The organism is Aquisphaera insulae, from assembly GCF_011064615.1.
GTDB lineage: Bacteria > Planctomycetota > Planctomycetia > Isosphaerales > Isosphaeraceae > Aquisphaera > Aquisphaera insulae.
The window spans coordinates 110,967-127,010 of record NZ_JAALJH010000002.1 but is presented as its reverse complement, the minus strand read 5'-3'; the positions used below and the strand labels follow the sequence as shown (position 1 = coordinate 127,010).

Here is a 16,044-nt window from a genome sequence, read left to right as displayed (position 1 = left end):
GCGAACGTCGACATGATCGACGACCTGCACCCTCCCGGGACCCTCCCCATCTGGGCTCATCTGTGGCCCATTTCTTCCTCCACGCTCATCAATCTGTGGCTTGATCCACCTCCCTCCACTGTGACAGAGTCTCCACTCGCGCTGCCAAAACGGCAGTAAGCCGGATGTTGCCCGCCGAAGCTGAATCCTTAAATGACTTCCATTTCGTGGCTTACGGCATTTCATCGCCGCGGTACGCCAGTTGCATTTCCTCGCCGCGAACGAATCGTTGGGGAGGGGGCCAGCCAGGCCGCTCCCATATCGTGCCGGGCGAAGCGTCCTCGGCCGACACGTTCGACAACGACGAAGGAGACACAACGTGGCGAAGATCCTGGCGTACGAAGACGAAGCCCGCCAGAAGCTGGCCAGCGGCGTGAGCAAGCTGGCCCGGGCCGTCCGCAGCACCCTCGGGCCCCGGGGGCGGAACGCGGTCATTGACAAGGGTTGGGGGGCGCCGACGGTCACGAAGGACGGCGTCACCGTCGCCGAGGAGATCGAGCTGACCGACCCTTACGAGAACATGGGCGCCCAGCTCGTGAAGGAGGCGGCCTCCAAGACCTCCACGGCCGCGGGCGACGGCACGACGACCGCCACCGTGCTGGCCGAGGCGATCTACAAGGAGGGCCTCAAGGCCCTGGCCGCCGGCGCCGACGCCATGGCCGTGAAGCGGGGCATCGACAAGGCCGTCGCCGCCATCGTTGAGCACGTCAAGGGGCAGGCCAAGACGGTCAACGGCAAGAAGGAGATCACCGAGGTCGCCTCGATCGCCGCCAACAACGACAAGTCGATCGGCGAGAAGCTCGCCGACGCCTTCGAGAAGGTCGGCACCGACGGCGTGATCACGGTCGAGGAAGCCAAGGGCTTCGAGACCACCGTGGACGTGGTCGAGGGCATGCAGTTCGACCGCGGCTACCTCAGCCCGCACTTCGTCACCGATCAGGACCGGATGGAAGTCGTCCTCGAGAACCCCTACATCCTGATCCACGAGGAGAAGGTCAGCAGCCCCACCAAGCTGATCCCGCTGCTCGAGAAGATCGCCAAGGCCAATCAGCCGCTCCTGATCATCGCCGAGGACGTCGAGGGGGAGGCCCTGGCCACCCTGGTCGTCAACAAGCTCCGCGGCATCCTCAAGGTCGCGGCCGTCAAGGCCCCCGGCTACGGCGACCGTCGCAAGGCCATGCTCGAGGACATCGCCGTCCTCACCGGCGGCAAGGCCATCTTCAAGGACCTGGGGATCGACCTCGAGCACATCCAGCTCTCCGACCTCGGCCGGGCCCGCAAGGTGACGATCAGCGGCGAGGAGACGACCGTCGTCGAGGGCAACGGCTCGTCCGAGGCCATCAAGGGCCGCGCCGACCTCATCCGCAAGGAGATCACGACGACCGACAGCGAGTATGACAAGGAGAAGCTCCAGGAGCGCCTCGCCAAGCTCGCCGGCGGCATCGCCCAGATCAACGTCGGCGCCGCGACCGAGACCGAGATGAAGGAGCGGAAGGCCCTCGTCGAGGATGCCCTCCACGCCACCCGCGCCGCGATCGAGGAAGGCGTCGTCCCCGGCGGCGGCACCGCCCTGATCCGCGCCAGCTCCGTCATCGAGGGCCTGAAGCTGACCGGTGACGAGAAGCTCGGCGCCGAGATCGTCGGCCGGGCCATCGAGCAGCCCGCCCGCTACATCGCGGAGAACGCCGGCATCGACGGCGCCGTGGTCGTCGCCCGGATCAAGAAGAGCAAGGACAACCACTTCGGCTACAACGCCGAGGCCGGCGAATGGGGCAACATGCTCGAGGCCGGCATCGTCGACCCGACCAAGGTCACCCGCACCGCCCTCCAGAACGCCGCGTCCGTCTCCGGCCTCCTGCTCACGACCGAGGCCTGCATCGCCGAGCCCCCCAAGAAGAAGGAAGCCGGCGGCCACGCCGGACATGATCATGGCGGTGGCATGGGCGGCATGGGCGGCATGGGTGGCATGGGCGGCATGGGTGGCATGGGGATGATGTAATCCAGTCCCCCCCGAAGCGACCGAACCCAACGAGTAAACTCTCCACAAGGCACTGATACACGAGGATTTCGAGAGATGGCGAAGCTTGCGATCAAGCCCCTGGACGATCGGGTCGTGATTCAGCAGATCGAGGCGGAGGAGAAGACGGCCGGCGGCATCGTGCTGCCGGACACGGCCAAGGAGAAGCCCCAGCGTGGGCGTGTGCTGGCGGTTGGCCCAGGCAAGTTGCTGGACAACGGCGAGCGGGCTCCGATCGGCGTGGTGGAAGGGGACGAGGTCCTCTTCGGCAAGTACTCGGGCAGCGAGATCAAGGTCGACGGCGAGGAGATCAAGATCCTCCGCGAGTCCGACATCCTGGCCAAGATCGTCAAGTGAGGCGGCGCCGCCGTCGGTCCGGAACATTCACCGTTCGAGGAGCAATCGTCCGTGGCTAAGCAACTGCTCTTCTCCGACGCCGCTCGCCGCAAGATGCTCGGCGGCGTCGATATCCTGGCCCAGGCCGTGGGCTCGACGCTCGGCCCCACCGGCCGCAACGTCATCCTGAGCAAGTCGTTCGGCGGCCCGCTGGTGACCAAGGACGGGGTCACCGTCTCCAAGGAGATCGAGCTGCCCGACCCGTTCGAGAACATGGGGGCCAAGCTGGTCAACGTCGTCGCGTCCAAGACGTCCGACGTGGCCGGCGACGGCACCACCACCGCGACGATCCTGGCCCGCGCGATCTATCGCGAAGGGCTCAAGGTCGTCACCTCCGGCGCCAATCCCACGGCCGTCCGCCGCGGGATCGAGAAGGCCGTGGAGGCCGCCGTCGATGAGCTGCACGAGAAGCTCTCCCGGCCGGTGTCCAAGAAGGAGGAGATCGCCCAGGTCGGCGCCATCTCCGCCAACAACGACCCCGAGATCGGCAAGATGCTGGCCGACGCGGTCGAGAAGGTCGGCAAGGACGGCGTGATCACCGTCGAGGAAGGCAAGACCGCCAGCACGGCGCTCGACTTCGTCGAGGGCATGCAGTTCGACAAGGGCTACCTGAGCCCCTACTTCGTGACGTCGCCGACCACGATGGAAGTCCTCTTCGAGGACGCCCTGATCCTCCTCCATGAGAAGAAGATCAGCAGCCTCCGCGAGATGATCCCGCTCCTGGAGAAGGTCGCGCAGTCGGGCAAGCCGCTGCTGATCGTCGCCGAGGACGTGGACGGGGAGGCCCTGGCCACCCTGGTCGTCAACAAGCTCCGCGGCGTGCTCAACATCGCGGCCGTGAAGGCGCCGGGCTTCGGCGACCGCCGCAAGGCGATGCTCGGCGACATGGCCGTGCTGACCGGCGGCACCGTGATCAGCGAGGACCTCGGCCTCAAGCTGGAGAACCTCCAGCTCAGCCAGCTCGGCGAGGCCAAGCAGGTCAAGGTGGACAAGGACAGCACCACGATCATCCAGGGCGCCGGCAAGAAGGCCGACATCACCCGGAGGATCGACCAGCTCCGCCGCCAGATCGAGGAGACCGACAGCGAGTACGACAAGGAGAAGTTCCAGGAGCGGCTCGCCAAGCTCTCCGGCGGCGTGGCCCTGATCAAAGTCGGCGCGCCCACCGAGGCCGACATGAAGCAGACCAAGGCCCGGATCGAGGACGCCCTCCACGCCACCCGCGCGGCGGCCGAGGAAGGCATCGTCCCCGGCGGCGGCACGGCGCTGATCCGGGTCATCCCGGCCGTCGAGACGCTCTACAACGGGCTGACCGGCGACGAGAAGCTCGGCGCGGCGATCGTCCTGCGGGCCCTCGAGGAGCCGGCCCGTCACATCGCGGAGAACTCCGGCCACGACGGCGCGGTGATCGCCGACGAGATCAAGTCCCGTGAAGGCGCGGTCGGCTTCAACGCCGTCACCGACGAGTACGTGGACATGTTCGAGGCCGGCATCATCGACCCGACCAAGGTCACGCGCACCGCGCTCCAGAACGCGGCCTCGATCGCGGCGCTCATGCTGACGACCGAGGCGATGATCACCAACATCAAGGACGACGAGAAGAACGGCGAGGCGCGGGCCGAGGGCTCCGTCCGCTGATCCGATCCGTCGCCCAGTAGGCAGTTTACCCCCGGGGGCGGGCCTTCTCGACGGGGCCCGCCCCCGCCAGTTCCTCTCTCGTGGTCGTCCCCTCCGGACCCGACGCCCCTCGGGTCGTCTGTCCGGGCCGTGCGTCGTATGTTATCCTGGGAATATCAAAGCCCTTGTGGTAGGCCGGCGGACGGCCTCCCGGGAAGAAGGACTGTCCTGCGGGACTGCTGAGACGCCATGCCGATGGCCACGACCAAGCGCGACCTGTATGAAGTGCTCGGTGTCGCCCGAGATGCCTCGCCCGACGACATCAAGAAGGCGTATCGGCAGATGGCACTCAAGTTCCATCCCGACCGCAATCCGGGCGACCAGGAGGCCGAGAAGCGATTTCGCGAGTCGGCGGAGGCCTACGAGGTCCTCTCCGACGCCGGCAAGCGGCAGCGCTACGACCGCTACGGCCACGCCGGGCTCGAAGGCGCGGCCGTGCACGACTTCCGGTCGGCGGACGACATCATGTCGGCCTTCGGCGACATCTTCGGCGGCGGCCTGTTCGGAGACATCTTCGGCGAGCGCCGCCGGGGCCCGCGCCCCGGGCCGGATCTTCTGATGAAGCTGGAGATCGAGCTGGTGGACGCGGCGCGGGGCGTCTCGCGGACCGTCGAGGTCGCTCGCCAGGACTTCTGCGGCGAGTGCAAGGGCTCCGGCGCCAAGCCCGGGACGGTGGCCTCCACCTGCAACTATTGCGCGGGCCGCGGCCAGGTCGTGCAGACCCGCGGCTTCTTCCAGGTCGCCACCACTTGCCCGGCCTGCGGAGGCGACGGCGTCCGGATCACCGACCCGTGCCCGACCTGCCGGGGAGGCGGACGGGTCCCGGCCGCGGTCAAGATGCAGGTCGACGTGCCGCCGGGCGTGGAGAGCGGCATGCGGCTCCAGTATCGGGGCCAGGGCGAGCTTGGCGACGTCGGCGCCCCCCGCGGCAACCTGCAGATCCAGGTGATCGTGAGGAAGCATCCGTTCTTCGAGCGGCGCCGCAACGACCTTCTCTGTCAGGTCCCCATCAGTTATGCCCAGGCTGCGCTCGGGGCCGAGGTGGAGGTCCCCACCCTCGACGGTCCCGACCGGATCCAGGTCCCCCGCGGCACGCAGAGCGGCGAGACCCTACGCCTCCGGGGGCGCGGCATGCCGGACATCAACGGCCGGAATCGCGGCGACGAGCTGGTGGAGGTCGTGGTGGAGACCCCGCGCCACCTGACCCCACGCCAGGAGGAGCTGCTCCGCGAGTTCGCCGAGATCGAGCACGAGCAGGTCAGCCCCCGGCGCAAGAGCTTCCTGGAGAAGATCCGCGATTATTTCACCGAGGAGGCCGAGGCCCCCGAGTCCAGGGATTCCTGAGCCGGCACCAGCAGCCCGGCCCACCCTAGCAGGTGCACCATGACGACCCCCGAGAGCGATCGCGACGACCCCTATGTCCCCAACGGAGCCTCCGGCGGAGACGACGCCCCCGCCGGCGCAGGCCCCCAGGACCAGTCCTCCCTGGCCAAGGAACGTGACGAGCTCAAGGACCAGCTCCTCCGAAGCCGGGCCGAGTTCGCCAACTATCAGAAGCGGGCCAGGCAGCAGGCCGAGGCCGACCGCGAGTACGCCGTCGGCAACCTCGCCCGCGACCTGCTCGACGCGCTCGATAACCTGGAGCGAGCCGCCGAGGCCCTCCGCGCCTCCGGCCAGGGCGGCGTCTCCTCCGGGCTCGAGATGGTCCAGAAGCAGATCCTCGCCACCCTGGCGAAGTACAAGGTGGAGCCGATCGAGGCCCTCGGCCAGCATTTCGACCCCAACTTCCACGAAGCCATCATGCAGCAGCCGTCCCCCGGCGTCCCCGAGGGGACCGTCGTCATGGACCTGAGCAAGGGCTACAAGATCCACGACCGGGTCCTCCGGCCCAGCAAGGTGGCCGTCTCCGTGAAGCCCTGACGATCTTCCGGGGTCGCATCGAGACCGACAGAGAAAGAGAACGAATCATGCCCACCTATGATTACGTCTGCGATGCCTGCGGCCACGAGTTCGAGGCCTTCGAGTCGATCAAGTCGGATCCCCAGTCCGTCTGCCCGACCTGCCACGAGCACAAGCTCCGTCGCAAGATCGGCCCCGGCGCCGCGATCCTCTTCAAGGGCTCGGGCTTCTACCAGACCGACTATCGCAGCGAGTCCTACAAGAAGGCCGCGAAGTCGGACAAGCCGGCCTCCGATTCCTCGTCCGCCTCCTCGTCCAAAGGCGAGGGGGGTGCGTCCGGGACGTCGAGCGCGGCGCCGGCTTCAACGCCCGCCTCGACCTCGACGGGATCCTCCAACGGGAAGTCCTGAGATGATCAAGGGACGCTGCCCGACCTGTTCCAAGTGCTACGAGGTGGCGAGCCTCGACGCCCTGCCGAGCTTCCCCTTCTGCTCGAGCCGCTGCAGGCTCATCGACCTCGGCCGCTGGATCGACGGCTCGTTCGCCATCCCGGGGATGCCGGCCCGTGCCACGGCACCCCCGGCGTCCTCTCCCTCCTGGGCCCAGGACGAGGAAGAGGCGGACGATTGAGCGGAGCGGCACCGGCCGCGGGATCTCACCCGATCCGCCCTCGACGATCCCGCGCCTCGCTTTCAAGAACTTCCCCCCGGATCCCGATATCAGGAACGTGATACGCGTCACGGGGTGAGGTGGAGATTCCCGGTCCAGGCCGCGAGCGTGATCTCGACGGGAGGTCGAGCACGTCGCGTCCCCTGCTCGTGATCGGCGCGGCTCGTCCTCCGACCGAGTCCTCAACCTCCGCCAGATCCATCCCCCCCGACGCAGATCGTCGCCGAGAATCGAGGATCTCCGTGGGGAGGGAGCCCGGCATGGAGAAGTCCGTCTGCATCGTGGGAGGCTGCGGCCACATCGGCCTGCCCCTCGGGATCGTCCTGGCCAGGGCCGGCGCCCGGGTAACTTTGCTGGACAATTCTCCCTCCCGGGTGGCGTGCGTCGCCGCCGGGAACATGCCCTTCTTCGAGCGCGGGGCCGACCGGGAGCTCGGCCGCGTCCTGGCGAGCGGGCGGCTCGACGCGACGACCGATCCCGACGCCGTCGGCCGCGCCGGCGCGGTCATCGTAACGATCGGGACGCCGGTGGACGAGTTCCTCAGCCCGGCCGTCCGCGCGTTCGACCGCGCGATGGAGCCGATCCTGGACCGGATGCACGACGGCCAGCTCCTGATCCTCCGGAGCACGGTATTCCCGGGCGTCACGGAGCGGCTGGAGCGGCGAGCCCGCGAGCGGGGGCTCCGGCTGGACGTCGCCCACTGCCCCGAGCGGATTGCGCAGGGATTCGCCCTCGAGGAGATGGGGGGCCTGCCGCAGATCATCGGCGGCGTCACCCCGACCGCGGCCGGGAGGGCCTCCGCGCTCTTCTCCCTGCTCGGCGTCCGGAGGATCGAGCTGCCGCCGGTCGAGGCGGAGCTCTGCAAGCTCTTCTGCAACAGCTATCGCTACATCAACTTCGCCATCTCGAACCAGTTCTACGTGATCGCGGAGCGGTTCGGGGCCGATTTCGAGCGGGTCAGGCAGGCGATGATCGCCGACTACCCGCGGATGTCCGGCTTCCCCGGCGCGGGGTTCGCCGGGGGCCCTTGCCTGCTCAAGGACACGATGCAGCTCGCCGCGTTCAATCACAACGAATTCGTGCTGGGCCAGGCCGCGATGATGATCAACGAGGGGCTCCCCCGCTTCCTCGTCGATCCTCTCAAGAGGGATTTCGACCTCTCGACGATGACGGCCGCGATCCTCGGCATGGCCTTCAAGGGGAACAACGACGACCCTCGCGACTCGCTCGCCTACAAGCTCCGCAAGGTCCTCACGTTCGAGTGCCGTGAGGTCCTCTGCACCGATCCCTACATCGACGACCCGTCATTCGTGCCGCTCGAGACGGCCCTCGCGGAGGCCGACGTCATCTTCCTGGGCGCCTGCCACGAGGAGTATCGAAACCTCGTGATCCGCAAGCCGACGGTGGACGTCTTCCGGTTCCTCAAGCCGGTCCAGGACGACGTCGACGGCCTGGCCGCCGCCTGACCGGTAAAATCGCCTCCAATCCATGACGCCCGCGACCGGCCCATTCCGGTCCCGGCTCCAGAGGGATTCCCCATGAAGATCCTGGTCACCGGCTCCGCCGGGTTTATCGGCGGCTACCTGGTGGAGGAGCTGCTCGCCAACGGCCACGAGGTCGTCGGCGTGGACAACTTCTCGAAGTACGGCGACATCGAGCAGGCCAGCCTGGACAATCCGAATTACACGCTCGTCCGCGGCGACGCCAAGGACGTCGGCCTGATGAAGGAGCTTCTGGCCGACTGCGACCATCTCGTGGCCGGCGCCGCGATGATCGGCGGGATCAGCTATTTCCACACGTTTGCTTACGACCTCCTTGCGGAAAACGAGCGGATCACGGCGTCCACGTTCGACGCCGCGATCTGGGCCCATGCGCAGCGGAAGCTCCGGAAGATCACGGTGATCTCCTCCTCGATGGTCTTCGAGAACGCGGTGCGGTTCCCGAGCCGGGAGGGGGAGCATCGGGCCTGCCCGCCGCCGGCCTCGACCTACGGATTCCAGAAGCTGGCCGTCGAGTACTTCGCGCAGGGGGCCCGCGAGCAGTACGGCCTGCCGTACACGATCGCCCGGCCGTTCAACTGCGTCGGGATCGGCGAGCGGCGGGCGAAGTGCGACGTGGAGATCCTCTCGGGCAACGTCAAGCTCGCGATGAGCCACGTCGTCCCGGACCTGGTGCAGAAGGTGCTGAAGGGCCAGGATCCGCTCCACATCCTGGGGAGCGGCGAGCAGGTCCGGCACTACACCTACGGCGGCGACCTCGCCCGCGGCATCCGGCTCTGCGTCGAGCATCCGGCCGCGACCAACGAGGACTTCAACCTCTCCACGCCCGTCTCCACCACGGTGATGGAGCTGGCGGAGGTCATCTGGAAGAAGATCCACGGGGGGTGGAAGCCTTTCCGCGTCATCTCCGATGAGCCGTTCCAGTACGACGTCCAGTGCCGGATCCCGACCGTGGACAAGGCCCGCGACCTGCTCGGGTTCTCGGCCGACACCCCGCTCGACGAGATCCTCGACGAGGTCATCCCCTGGGTCGAGAAGCAGCTCGAGGTGGGAGTCCTCTGACCCGAGGGCTCGAGGTCGCTCTGGCGGTATGGCCCAGCCTGTCGCCCAGCCGGGCGAAGCGAGGAGAGGAGAGTCATGACGACCCTGGACGTGACCGCGGATGCCCCCCTGGAGAACCTCGTCGACGCGATCTATCGCAACCGGTTCGGCAAGCAGGACCTGGCCCGCAGGTCGGCCGTCTGGAAGGTCCTCTGCGAGGACTGGTTCGAGGCGTACATCCCCCGGGACGGCCGCGTGCTCGAGGTCGCCGCGGGCTACTGCGAGTTCATCAACAACGTCCGGGCCGCGGAAAAGGTCGCCGTCGACCTGAACCCGGAGACCCGCCACCATGCCGCGCCCGGCGTGGCCGTCCATCGGATCGCCGCGGAGTCCCTCAACGAGGTCGTCCCGGCCTCGCACTTCGACGCGGCGTTCATGAGTAACTTCCTGGAGCACTGCCGGACCCGGGAGCAGGTCCTGGCCGTCTTCTCGGCCGTCCGTCGGTCCCTCAGGCCCGGGGGACGGATCCTGATCCTCGGCCCGAACATCGCCGCCTGTGCCGCCGAGTACTTCGACTATTTCGACCATCACCTCGCGCTGACCGACCGGGCCGTGGCCGAGGCCCTGGAGCTGTCGGGCTTCCACGTCGAGGTCCAGCGGCCCAGGACGCTCCCGTTTTCGTTCCGCAGCAAGCTTCCGAGCGCCCCCTGGCTGGTGCGCCTCTATTTGAAATTCCCGATCGCCTGGCGGTTCTTCGGCGCCCAGTTCTTCCTCGTCGCTCGGCGGGAGGAGCGACCGGAGGACCAGGGATGACACCGGCGACGGAGAAGGGCGAGTCGGCGCCCCGGGCCGGCTGGATCGCCAGGTCACTCCTGCTTGCCGTCTTCGTCCTCGTCACGGCGCCGGAGTGGATCACGTCGGCGAGCCGCGGCGTCGATGGGTCCTGGATCCTGGGATTGAGCATGGCCGAGGTCCGCGGCCTGGTGCACGGGCGGGACATCGCCTTCACGTTCGGCCCGCTCGGCTTCGCGCTCACGCCCACCAGCTACGCGGGCTCCGCCCACCATGCTCTCCCTATCCGGCTGGCGATCTTTGCCATCTGGTGCGGATCGACGGGCCTCCTCCTCTTCCGGGTGCGAGGGCGTGTGGCCCCGCTCGTGTTCCTCCTCGCGGCCTCCTTGAATGGGTTGCCGATTCCTCTCGGGCCCGCATGGTCCCTGGTCGGAATGCTGACCCTCGCCGTGCTGAACCTCCTGATCGTGGCCGAGGTCGACAGGCGTCCCGCCTGGGCCATCCCCGCGGCCATGCTGGCTGGCGCCGCCATGCTCACCAAGTTCAGCGCCGGAGTCTCGTGCTCGGGTGCACTCGGGGTCTGGGCCCTGATTCAGCTTCGACGTGAGCCGTCGCTGCGGACCGTGAAGAGGCTCCTCCTCCTGTCGCTGGCGTATTTCGGCACCATGGCCTCGCTCTTCGTCGCCTACGGCGGGCCGCTGTCCGCCCTGCCGGCCTACCTGAAACTCTCACGCGAGCTGGCCTCGGGGTATTCGGCCCAGATGGTCTCCTCGGACCCCGCCATCAGCCCGTTCGTGCCCGCGTGCCTGGTCGGGCTAACCGTTCTCGCGCTGGCCCTCTCGGCGAGGCGCCGTTGGGCGCTGACGCCGGTCCTCGCGATCATCCTCTTCCCGATGTTCGTCCTCTACAAGGGCTCGATCGTCCGCCTGGACGCGGGGCATCTCCAACTGCACTGGCCGACCATGTTCAGCCTCTTCGGGCTGCTGATCCCGATCGCCGGCCGGTACGAACGGCTGGGGCGTCGCACGACTGTGGCCGTCGCCGCGCTCCTCGCGTGGACGCTCGTGTTCCCCTCTTTCACGACGCGAGACCTGGCGGCCGCTGTTCGTAACAACTGGTACAACCTCTTCCATTTCCGGGCCGTGTCCACGGCGGTCCGGGAGCGGGATGAGGCCCTCAGGATATCGATGTCCCTCCCGGAGCGGGTCCGTGCCCGGATCGGGCGGGAGCCGGTCGACGTCTTTCCCTGTGACATCTCGGTCGTCTGGGCCAATCACCTGAACTGGCGTCCCAGGCCCGTCTTCCAGTCCTACGCGGCCTACACGCCGCTCCTGGATGAGCGGAACGCGGAGCTCTATCGAGACCCGGGTCGAGCACCCCGCTTCATCCTCTATTCCCACTACGCCATCGATCAGGAGGTCCCCAGCCTGGTGGACTCGCGGACCTGGATCGAGATCTACCGATGGTATGACTTCGTCGATGAGGCCGGAGAGTATCTGCTCCTCCAGCGCCGCTCCACACCGCGGTGGACCGGAGGAAGCCGGCTCGCCTCGGCGACTCATTCGATGAAGAAGCGGCTCGAGATTCCCGCGGTCCCGAACGGGCTCAGCTTCCTGAAGGCGGACATCGAGCTCACCGTCTGGGGCCGACTGATGGCCTTCCTGTATCGGGTCGAGCCGCCTCGGGCCCGACTGGAGTTCGGGGACGGGTCGAAGGCCATCGTCCGCACCGTCTGGCGCAACGCCGACGGAGGATTCCTCATCAGCCACGTGCCGCGGCACCTGGCGAGCGTCCGCACGCTGTTCGAGACGGGGGCGGGAGACGAGTGCGTGGCCGTGACCTTCCGCGACGTCTCGGGGTGGAACTTTCGTCCAACCTTCCGAGTGCGCGTGATGCACTCCCCGCCCATCGAGGATCGGATGGAGCCCGAGATCGCCGCGGCACCAGGGGGCGAGGCGATCCGCTGACCGCCTCGCCTCGCTCGGTCGCGGGCTATCGTCAGATGTGCACCGACTCACCCAGGCCCTGCCCCGCCGCTTCCATGATGGACTCGGAGAAGGTCGGGTGCGGGTGCATGATGTGCATGATCTCCTCCTCGGTCGCCTCGAGCTTCTTGGCCACGACCAGCTCGCTGATCATCTCGGTGGCCATGGCGCCGATCAGGTGGGCACCGAGGAGCTCGCCGTACTTGGCGTCGAAGATCAGCTTCACGAAGCCCTCGGTCTCGTCGGCCGCCAGGGCCCGCCCGCTGTACTGGAACGGGAACTTGCCGACGCGGATCTCGTGACCGGCCTCGCGTGCGGCCTTCTCGGTCAGGCCGACGCTACCGACGCCCGGCTCGGTGTAGGTGCAGCCGGGGATGGTCGTGTAGTCGACCGTCCGATTCGAGACGCCGCAGATCTTCTCGATGCAGCAGACCGCCTCGTGGTGGGCGACGTGGGCCAGCCAGGGGGGGCCGATCACGTCGCCGACCGCGTAGATGCTGGGGATGTTGGTGACATATCCCTTCTTGGGGTCGACCTTGATGTGATTCTTGAAGATCTCCACCTTCACATTGTCGGCGAAGAGGCCGTCGATGTTGCCCAGCACGCCGATGGCGACGAGCATGAGGTCGGCGTCGATCGTCTGCTTGCCGGCCGGGGTCTCGACCTCGGCCTTGACGCCGGCGGCCGTCTTCTCCACCTTCGTCGTCTTCGAGCCGGTGAGGATCTTGATGCCCTTGCCCTCGAGGCTCTTGCGGAGGGCCTGGGAGACCTCCTCGTCCTCGCCCGGGACGATCCGGTCGAGCATCTCCACGACGGTGACCTTCGTTCCGATCGTGTTGTAGAAGTAGCCGAACTCCAGGCCGATCGGCCCGGCGCCGATGATCAGGATCGACTTGGGCTGCTTCTCGAGCGACATCGCCTCCTTGGAGGTGATGACGGTCTTGCCGTCGAAGTCCGCGCCGGGGAGCGATCGCGGATGCACGCCCGTGGCGATCACGATCGACTCGGCGGTGACCTTCTCATTGCCGACCTGGACCTCGTGCGGGCCGACGATCTTCGCCACGCCGAACTTCGAGGCGACCTTGTATTTCTTGAACAGCCCCTCGATCCCCTTGTTGAGCTGCCCCGCGACCTGCCGGCTGCGGCCGATCATCTGGGAGAAGTCCCAGGAGCCCTGGCCGGTGAAACCGAGCTTCTTGCCGTGGCCGCTGATCAGCTCCACGAGGTGGGCGTTCGAGAGCAAGGCCTTGGTGGGGATGCAGCCCCAGTTCAGGCAGATGCCGCCGAGCTTGTCACGCTCGACGCAGAGGACCCGCTTCTTGAGCTGAGCGGCGCGGATGGCGCCCGCGTAACCGGCGGGCCCGCCGCCGATCACCAGGATGTCGTAATCGTATGCCATGTTGTCCTACTTGATGTCGATCGGATGCTCATCCACCCGGAGGGCGAGGCTCCTGCCGAGCCGCGTGCGGGGCTCGGCAGGAGCCTCGCCCTCCCGAATGACGTCGGCGGCGAGTGGACTTCCCTGGCGGACGTGCGCGGGGCTCTGCAGGAGCCTCGCCCTCCCGGGAGGGAAGCCGGTTTCGGGCCGCGGTTGTCCGCTCGCCTTACAGCAGCATCATAGCCGGCTCTTCAAGCAGCCGCTTCAGGGTGCGGAGGAAATCGGCCGCCATCGCGCCGTCGACGGCGCGGTGATCGGCGCTCAGGGTCACGGTGAGCACGGTGCCGGGGACGAGCTTGTCCCCCTCCACGACCGGCCGCTTCTCCGCCGCGGCGACGGCGAGGATCGCGACCTCGGGGAGGTTGATGATGGCGTCGAACTGGCGGACTCCGTACATCCCCAGGTTGCTGATCGTGAACGAGGCTCCGGTGAGCTGATCGGTGGAGAGGTTGTTGCCGCGGGCGGCGGCGACCAGGGCCTCGCTCTGGCGGCGGATATCGGCCAGGCCCAGGGTGTCCACGTTCTGGAGGACCGGGACGATCAGGCCGGCGTCGAGCGCGACGGCGAACCCGATGTTCACGGCCCCCTTGCGGACGATGGCGTCCTCCTCGAAGGTCGCGTTCAGGCCCGGGTGCTTCCGCAGGGCCATGGCAACGGCCTTGGTGACGAAGTCGCCGAGCGAGAGCTTGAGCTTCTCCGCCGCCAGGGCCTTGTTGAGCTCCTCGCGGATGGCGACGATCCGGTCCACGCGGATGTCCACCGTGACGTGGATCTCCGGGACGGACTGCTTGGACTGGACCATCCGCTGGGCGATCGTCTTCCGCATCCGGCTGTGGGGGATGCGTTCGTCCGCGGGGGCGGCAGCCCTGGCCCCCGCCGGGGCCGGCGCGGCCGGGGCCTTCGCGGCGGCAGGCGCCGGCGCGGCCTTGCTTCCGCCCGAGGCCGACTTCGCGACGGCGGGCTTGCCGGCGAGGAAATCCTCGACGTCGCGGCGGACGATCCGGCCGGACGGCCCGCTTCCGCGGACCCGGGACAGGTCCACCCGCGAGGCCGCGGCGATCTTCCGGGCCAGCGGGGTGGCCTTCACCCGCCCGGCCTCGCCGTTGGACGCGGCCTCCTCGACATCGTCCTCGGCCTCGTCTTCCTCGGCGGCCTGCTGGCCGTTGCCCGACGGGGCGGACGCGGCCTCGGCCGACTTAGCGGCCTTCTTCTCACCGCCGCCCCCGGCGCCGAGCTTGGCCTCGACGTCCTTCGGATCCTCGCCGGGTTTCGCCAGGACCATGACGCGATCGCCCAGCGCCACCTCGTCGCCGGCCGGCCGGTCGATCCGGACGATCGTCCCGTCCTCATACGACTTCATCTGCATCGTGGCCTTGTCGGTCTCGATGTCGGCCAGGACGTCCCCTTCCTTGATCGTGTCCCCGACCTTGACCAGCCACTGGGCGATGACGCCGGTCTCCATGGTGGGGCTGAGCTTCGGCATCGTCACTTCGATCGGCACGTGTCTTCTCCGTGGAGCGCTGGACGGGCCGGCCATCGCGGCGCGACCCGTTGACCTGGAAGGGAGAGGGGAACTCAGGCCGTGGTGCGTTGACTTCGATCCTCGTTCAGACCTCGCGATAGAGCACGCTGTTGACGGCGTCCACGATCCGGGGGACCGAGGGGAGCATCGACTGCTCCATCGCGCGGTTGTAGGGGATCGGGGCGTCCTTGGACGCGACCCGCAGGATCGGCGCGTCGAGCTCGTCGAAGATGGTCCGGGTGATCCGGTCGGAGATCCCGGCGCCGAGCCCGCAGTACGGCCAGTCCTCCTCGACGATCACCGCCCGGTGCGTCTTGAGGACCGAGGCCAGCAGCGTGTCGATGTCGAGCGGGCGGATCGAGCGGAGGTCGATGACCTCGGCGTCCACCCCGTCCTCGGCGAGCTTCTCCGCGGCCTGCATGGTCACCTTGAGGGATCGCGAGTAGGTGATCAGGGTGACGTCCTTGCCGGGCCGCTTGATCTCGGCCTTGCCGATCGGGACGAGGTGCTCACCTTCGGGGATCTCGCCGCGCTCGTGGTAGAGGACCTCGTGCTCGATGAAGACGACCGGGTCGTCGGAGCGGATCGCGGTCTTGAGCAGGCCCTTGGCATCGGCCGGGGTGGCGGGCATCAGGACGATGAGCCCGGGGATCTGGGCGTACCAGGCCTCGAGCCGGTGCGAATGCGTGGCGGCCAGGCAGCCGGCCATGCCGGAGCTGCCGCGGAAGACGATGGGGACCGCGAACTGGCCGCCGCTCATGTACCGCATGTTGGCCGCGTTGTTGACGATCTGGTCGATCGCCACGAGGCTGAAGCTGAACGTCATGAACTCGATGATCGGCCGCAGGCCCACCATCGCGGCGCCGATGCCCATCCCGGCGAAGCCTTCCTCGGAGATCGGCGTGTCGATCACCCGTCGGGCCCCGAACCGCTTGAGCATCCCCTGGCTGACCTTGTAGGCGCCGTCGTACTGCGCGACCTCCTCGCCCATGAGGAAGACGCGGTCGTCGCGGTCCATCTCCTCGGTCATCGCCTGGTTGAGGGCTTCCCGGTACGAAAACGTCGACATG

General features: G+C 67.9%; 14 protein-coding genes. 11 read left to right on the top strand and 3 right to left on the bottom strand.

Going from position 1 to position 16,044, the window contains the following annotated elements; translation table 11 throughout:
* The first annotated feature begins 358 nt into the window (after window positions 1-358).
* The 11 genes from groL (G6O54_RS01700) to G6O54_RS01650 all read left to right on the top strand — a co-directional run bounded on the left by groL (G6O54_RS01700) (window position 359) and on the right by G6O54_RS01650 (window position 11,996).
* Entirely contained in the window at window positions 359-2,038 is a 1,680-nt protein-coding gene (groL, locus tag G6O54_RS01700) for a chaperonin GroEL (RefSeq protein ID WP_165219522.1), read from the top strand.
* 75 nt (window positions 2,039-2,113) lie between these two features.
* On the top strand, window positions 2,114-2,413 hold the full coding sequence (groES, locus tag G6O54_RS01695) for a co-chaperone GroES (protein ID WP_165219520.1): 300 nt from the start codon (window positions 2,114-2,116) through the stop codon (window positions 2,411-2,413).
* 51 nt (window positions 2,414-2,464) lie between these two features.
* Window positions 2,465-4,090 (top strand): chaperonin GroEL, encoded by a 1,626-nt coding sequence (gene groL / locus G6O54_RS01690; RefSeq protein ID WP_165219518.1) that lies wholly within the window; start codon window positions 2,465-2,467, stop codon window positions 4,088-4,090.
* A 234-nt stretch (window positions 4,091-4,324) separates the two neighbouring features.
* Entirely contained in the window at window positions 4,325-5,473 is a 1,149-nt protein-coding gene (dnaJ, locus tag G6O54_RS01685) for a molecular chaperone DnaJ (protein WP_250846666.1), read from the top strand.
* Between the two features lie 39 nt (window positions 5,474-5,512).
* A complete protein-coding gene (gene grpE / locus G6O54_RS01680) occupies window positions 5,513-6,049 on the top strand; it encodes a nucleotide exchange factor GrpE (RefSeq protein WP_165219514.1) in 537 nt (178 codons plus the stop codon).
* A 47-nt stretch (window positions 6,050-6,096) separates the two neighbouring features.
* Entirely contained in the window at window positions 6,097-6,438 is a 342-nt protein-coding gene (locus tag G6O54_RS01675; RefSeq protein ID WP_165219512.1) for an FmdB family zinc ribbon protein, read from the top strand.
* A gap of 1 nt (window position 6,439) precedes the next feature.
* Window positions 6,440-6,658, top strand: coding sequence for a DNA gyrase inhibitor YacG (locus G6O54_RS01670; protein ID WP_165219510.1), 219 nt, complete (start codon window positions 6,440-6,442; stop codon window positions 6,656-6,658).
* Window positions 6,659-6,957: 299 nt separating this feature from the next.
* Window positions 6,958-8,163, top strand: a complete 1,206-nt coding sequence (locus G6O54_RS01665) for a nucleotide sugar dehydrogenase (RefSeq protein WP_165219508.1) — start codon at window positions 6,958-6,960, stop codon at window positions 8,161-8,163.
* A gap of 72 nt (window positions 8,164-8,235) precedes the next feature.
* Window positions 8,236-9,258, top strand: coding sequence for an NAD-dependent epimerase/dehydratase family protein (locus G6O54_RS01660; protein ID WP_165219506.1), 1,023 nt, complete (start codon window positions 8,236-8,238; stop codon window positions 9,256-9,258).
* Window positions 9,259-9,333: 75 nt separating this feature from the next.
* Window positions 9,334-10,050, top strand: coding sequence for a class I SAM-dependent methyltransferase (locus tag G6O54_RS01655; protein ID WP_165219504.1), 717 nt, complete (start codon window positions 9,334-9,336; stop codon window positions 10,048-10,050).
* Window positions 10,047-11,996: a hypothetical protein gene (locus G6O54_RS01650; protein ID WP_165219502.1), complete on the top strand. Its 1,950-nt coding sequence runs from the start codon at window positions 10,047-10,049 to the stop codon at window positions 11,994-11,996. Before G6O54_RS01655 ends, G6O54_RS01650 begins: the two co-directional genes overlap by 4 nt.
* Window positions 11,997-12,027: 31 nt before the next feature.
* Here the strand turns inward: G6O54_RS01650 and lpdA are convergent, their stop codons facing one another.
* The 3 genes from lpdA to G6O54_RS01635 all read right to left on the bottom strand — a co-directional run bounded on the left by lpdA (window position 12,028) and on the right by G6O54_RS01635 (window position 16,043).
* Entirely contained in the window at window positions 12,028-13,413 is a 1,386-nt protein-coding gene (lpdA, locus tag G6O54_RS01645; RefSeq protein WP_165219500.1) for a dihydrolipoyl dehydrogenase, read from the bottom strand.
* 205 nt (window positions 13,414-13,618) lie between these two features.
* Window positions 13,619-14,953 (bottom strand): dihydrolipoamide acetyltransferase family protein, encoded by a 1,335-nt coding sequence (locus G6O54_RS01640; protein WP_165219498.1) that lies wholly within the window; start codon window positions 14,951-14,953, stop codon window positions 13,619-13,621.
* A gap of 106 nt (window positions 14,954-15,059) precedes the next feature.
* A complete protein-coding gene (locus G6O54_RS01635) occupies window positions 15,060-16,043 on the bottom strand; it encodes a pyruvate dehydrogenase complex E1 component subunit beta (RefSeq protein WP_165219496.1) in 984 nt (327 codons plus the stop codon).
* Window position 16,044 lies beyond the last annotated feature (1 nt).

What these genes read in the sequence shown, in the direction of transcription:
- G6O54_RS01665 (WP_165219508.1), top strand. Translation starts at nt 6,958, where the DNA reads ATGGAGAAGTCCGTCTGCATCGTGGGAGGCTGCGGCCACATCGGCCTG.
- G6O54_RS01655 (WP_165219504.1), top strand. Translation starts at nt 9,334, where the DNA reads ATGACGACCCTGGACGTGACCGCGGATGCCCCCCTGGAGAACCTCGTC.
- dnaJ (WP_250846666.1), top strand. Translation starts at nt 4,325, where the DNA reads ATGGCCACGACCAAGCGCGACCTGTATGAAGTGCTCGGTGTCGCCCGA.
- G6O54_RS01675 (WP_165219512.1), top strand. Translation starts at nt 6,097, where the DNA reads ATGCCCACCTATGATTACGTCTGCGATGCCTGCGGCCACGAGTTCGAG.
- lpdA (WP_165219500.1), bottom strand. Translation starts at nt 13,413, where the DNA reads ATGGCATACGATTACGACATCCTGGTGATCGGCGGCGGGCCCGCCGGT.
- G6O54_RS01670 (WP_165219510.1), top strand. Translation starts at nt 6,440, where the DNA reads ATGATCAAGGGACGCTGCCCGACCTGTTCCAAGTGCTACGAGGTGGCG.
- G6O54_RS01660 (WP_165219506.1), top strand. Translation starts at nt 8,236, where the DNA reads ATGAAGATCCTGGTCACCGGCTCCGCCGGGTTTATCGGCGGCTACCTG.
- groES (WP_165219520.1), top strand. Translation starts at nt 2,114, where the DNA reads ATGGCGAAGCTTGCGATCAAGCCCCTGGACGATCGGGTCGTGATTCAG.
- grpE (WP_165219514.1), top strand. Translation starts at nt 5,513, where the DNA reads ATGACGACCCCCGAGAGCGATCGCGACGACCCCTATGTCCCCAACGGA.
- G6O54_RS01635 (WP_165219496.1), bottom strand. Translation starts at nt 16,043, where the DNA reads ATGTCGACGTTTTCGTACCGGGAAGCCCTCAACCAGGCGATGACCGAG.
- G6O54_RS01650 (WP_165219502.1), top strand. Translation starts at nt 10,047, where the DNA reads ATGACACCGGCGACGGAGAAGGGCGAGTCGGCGCCCCGGGCCGGCTGG.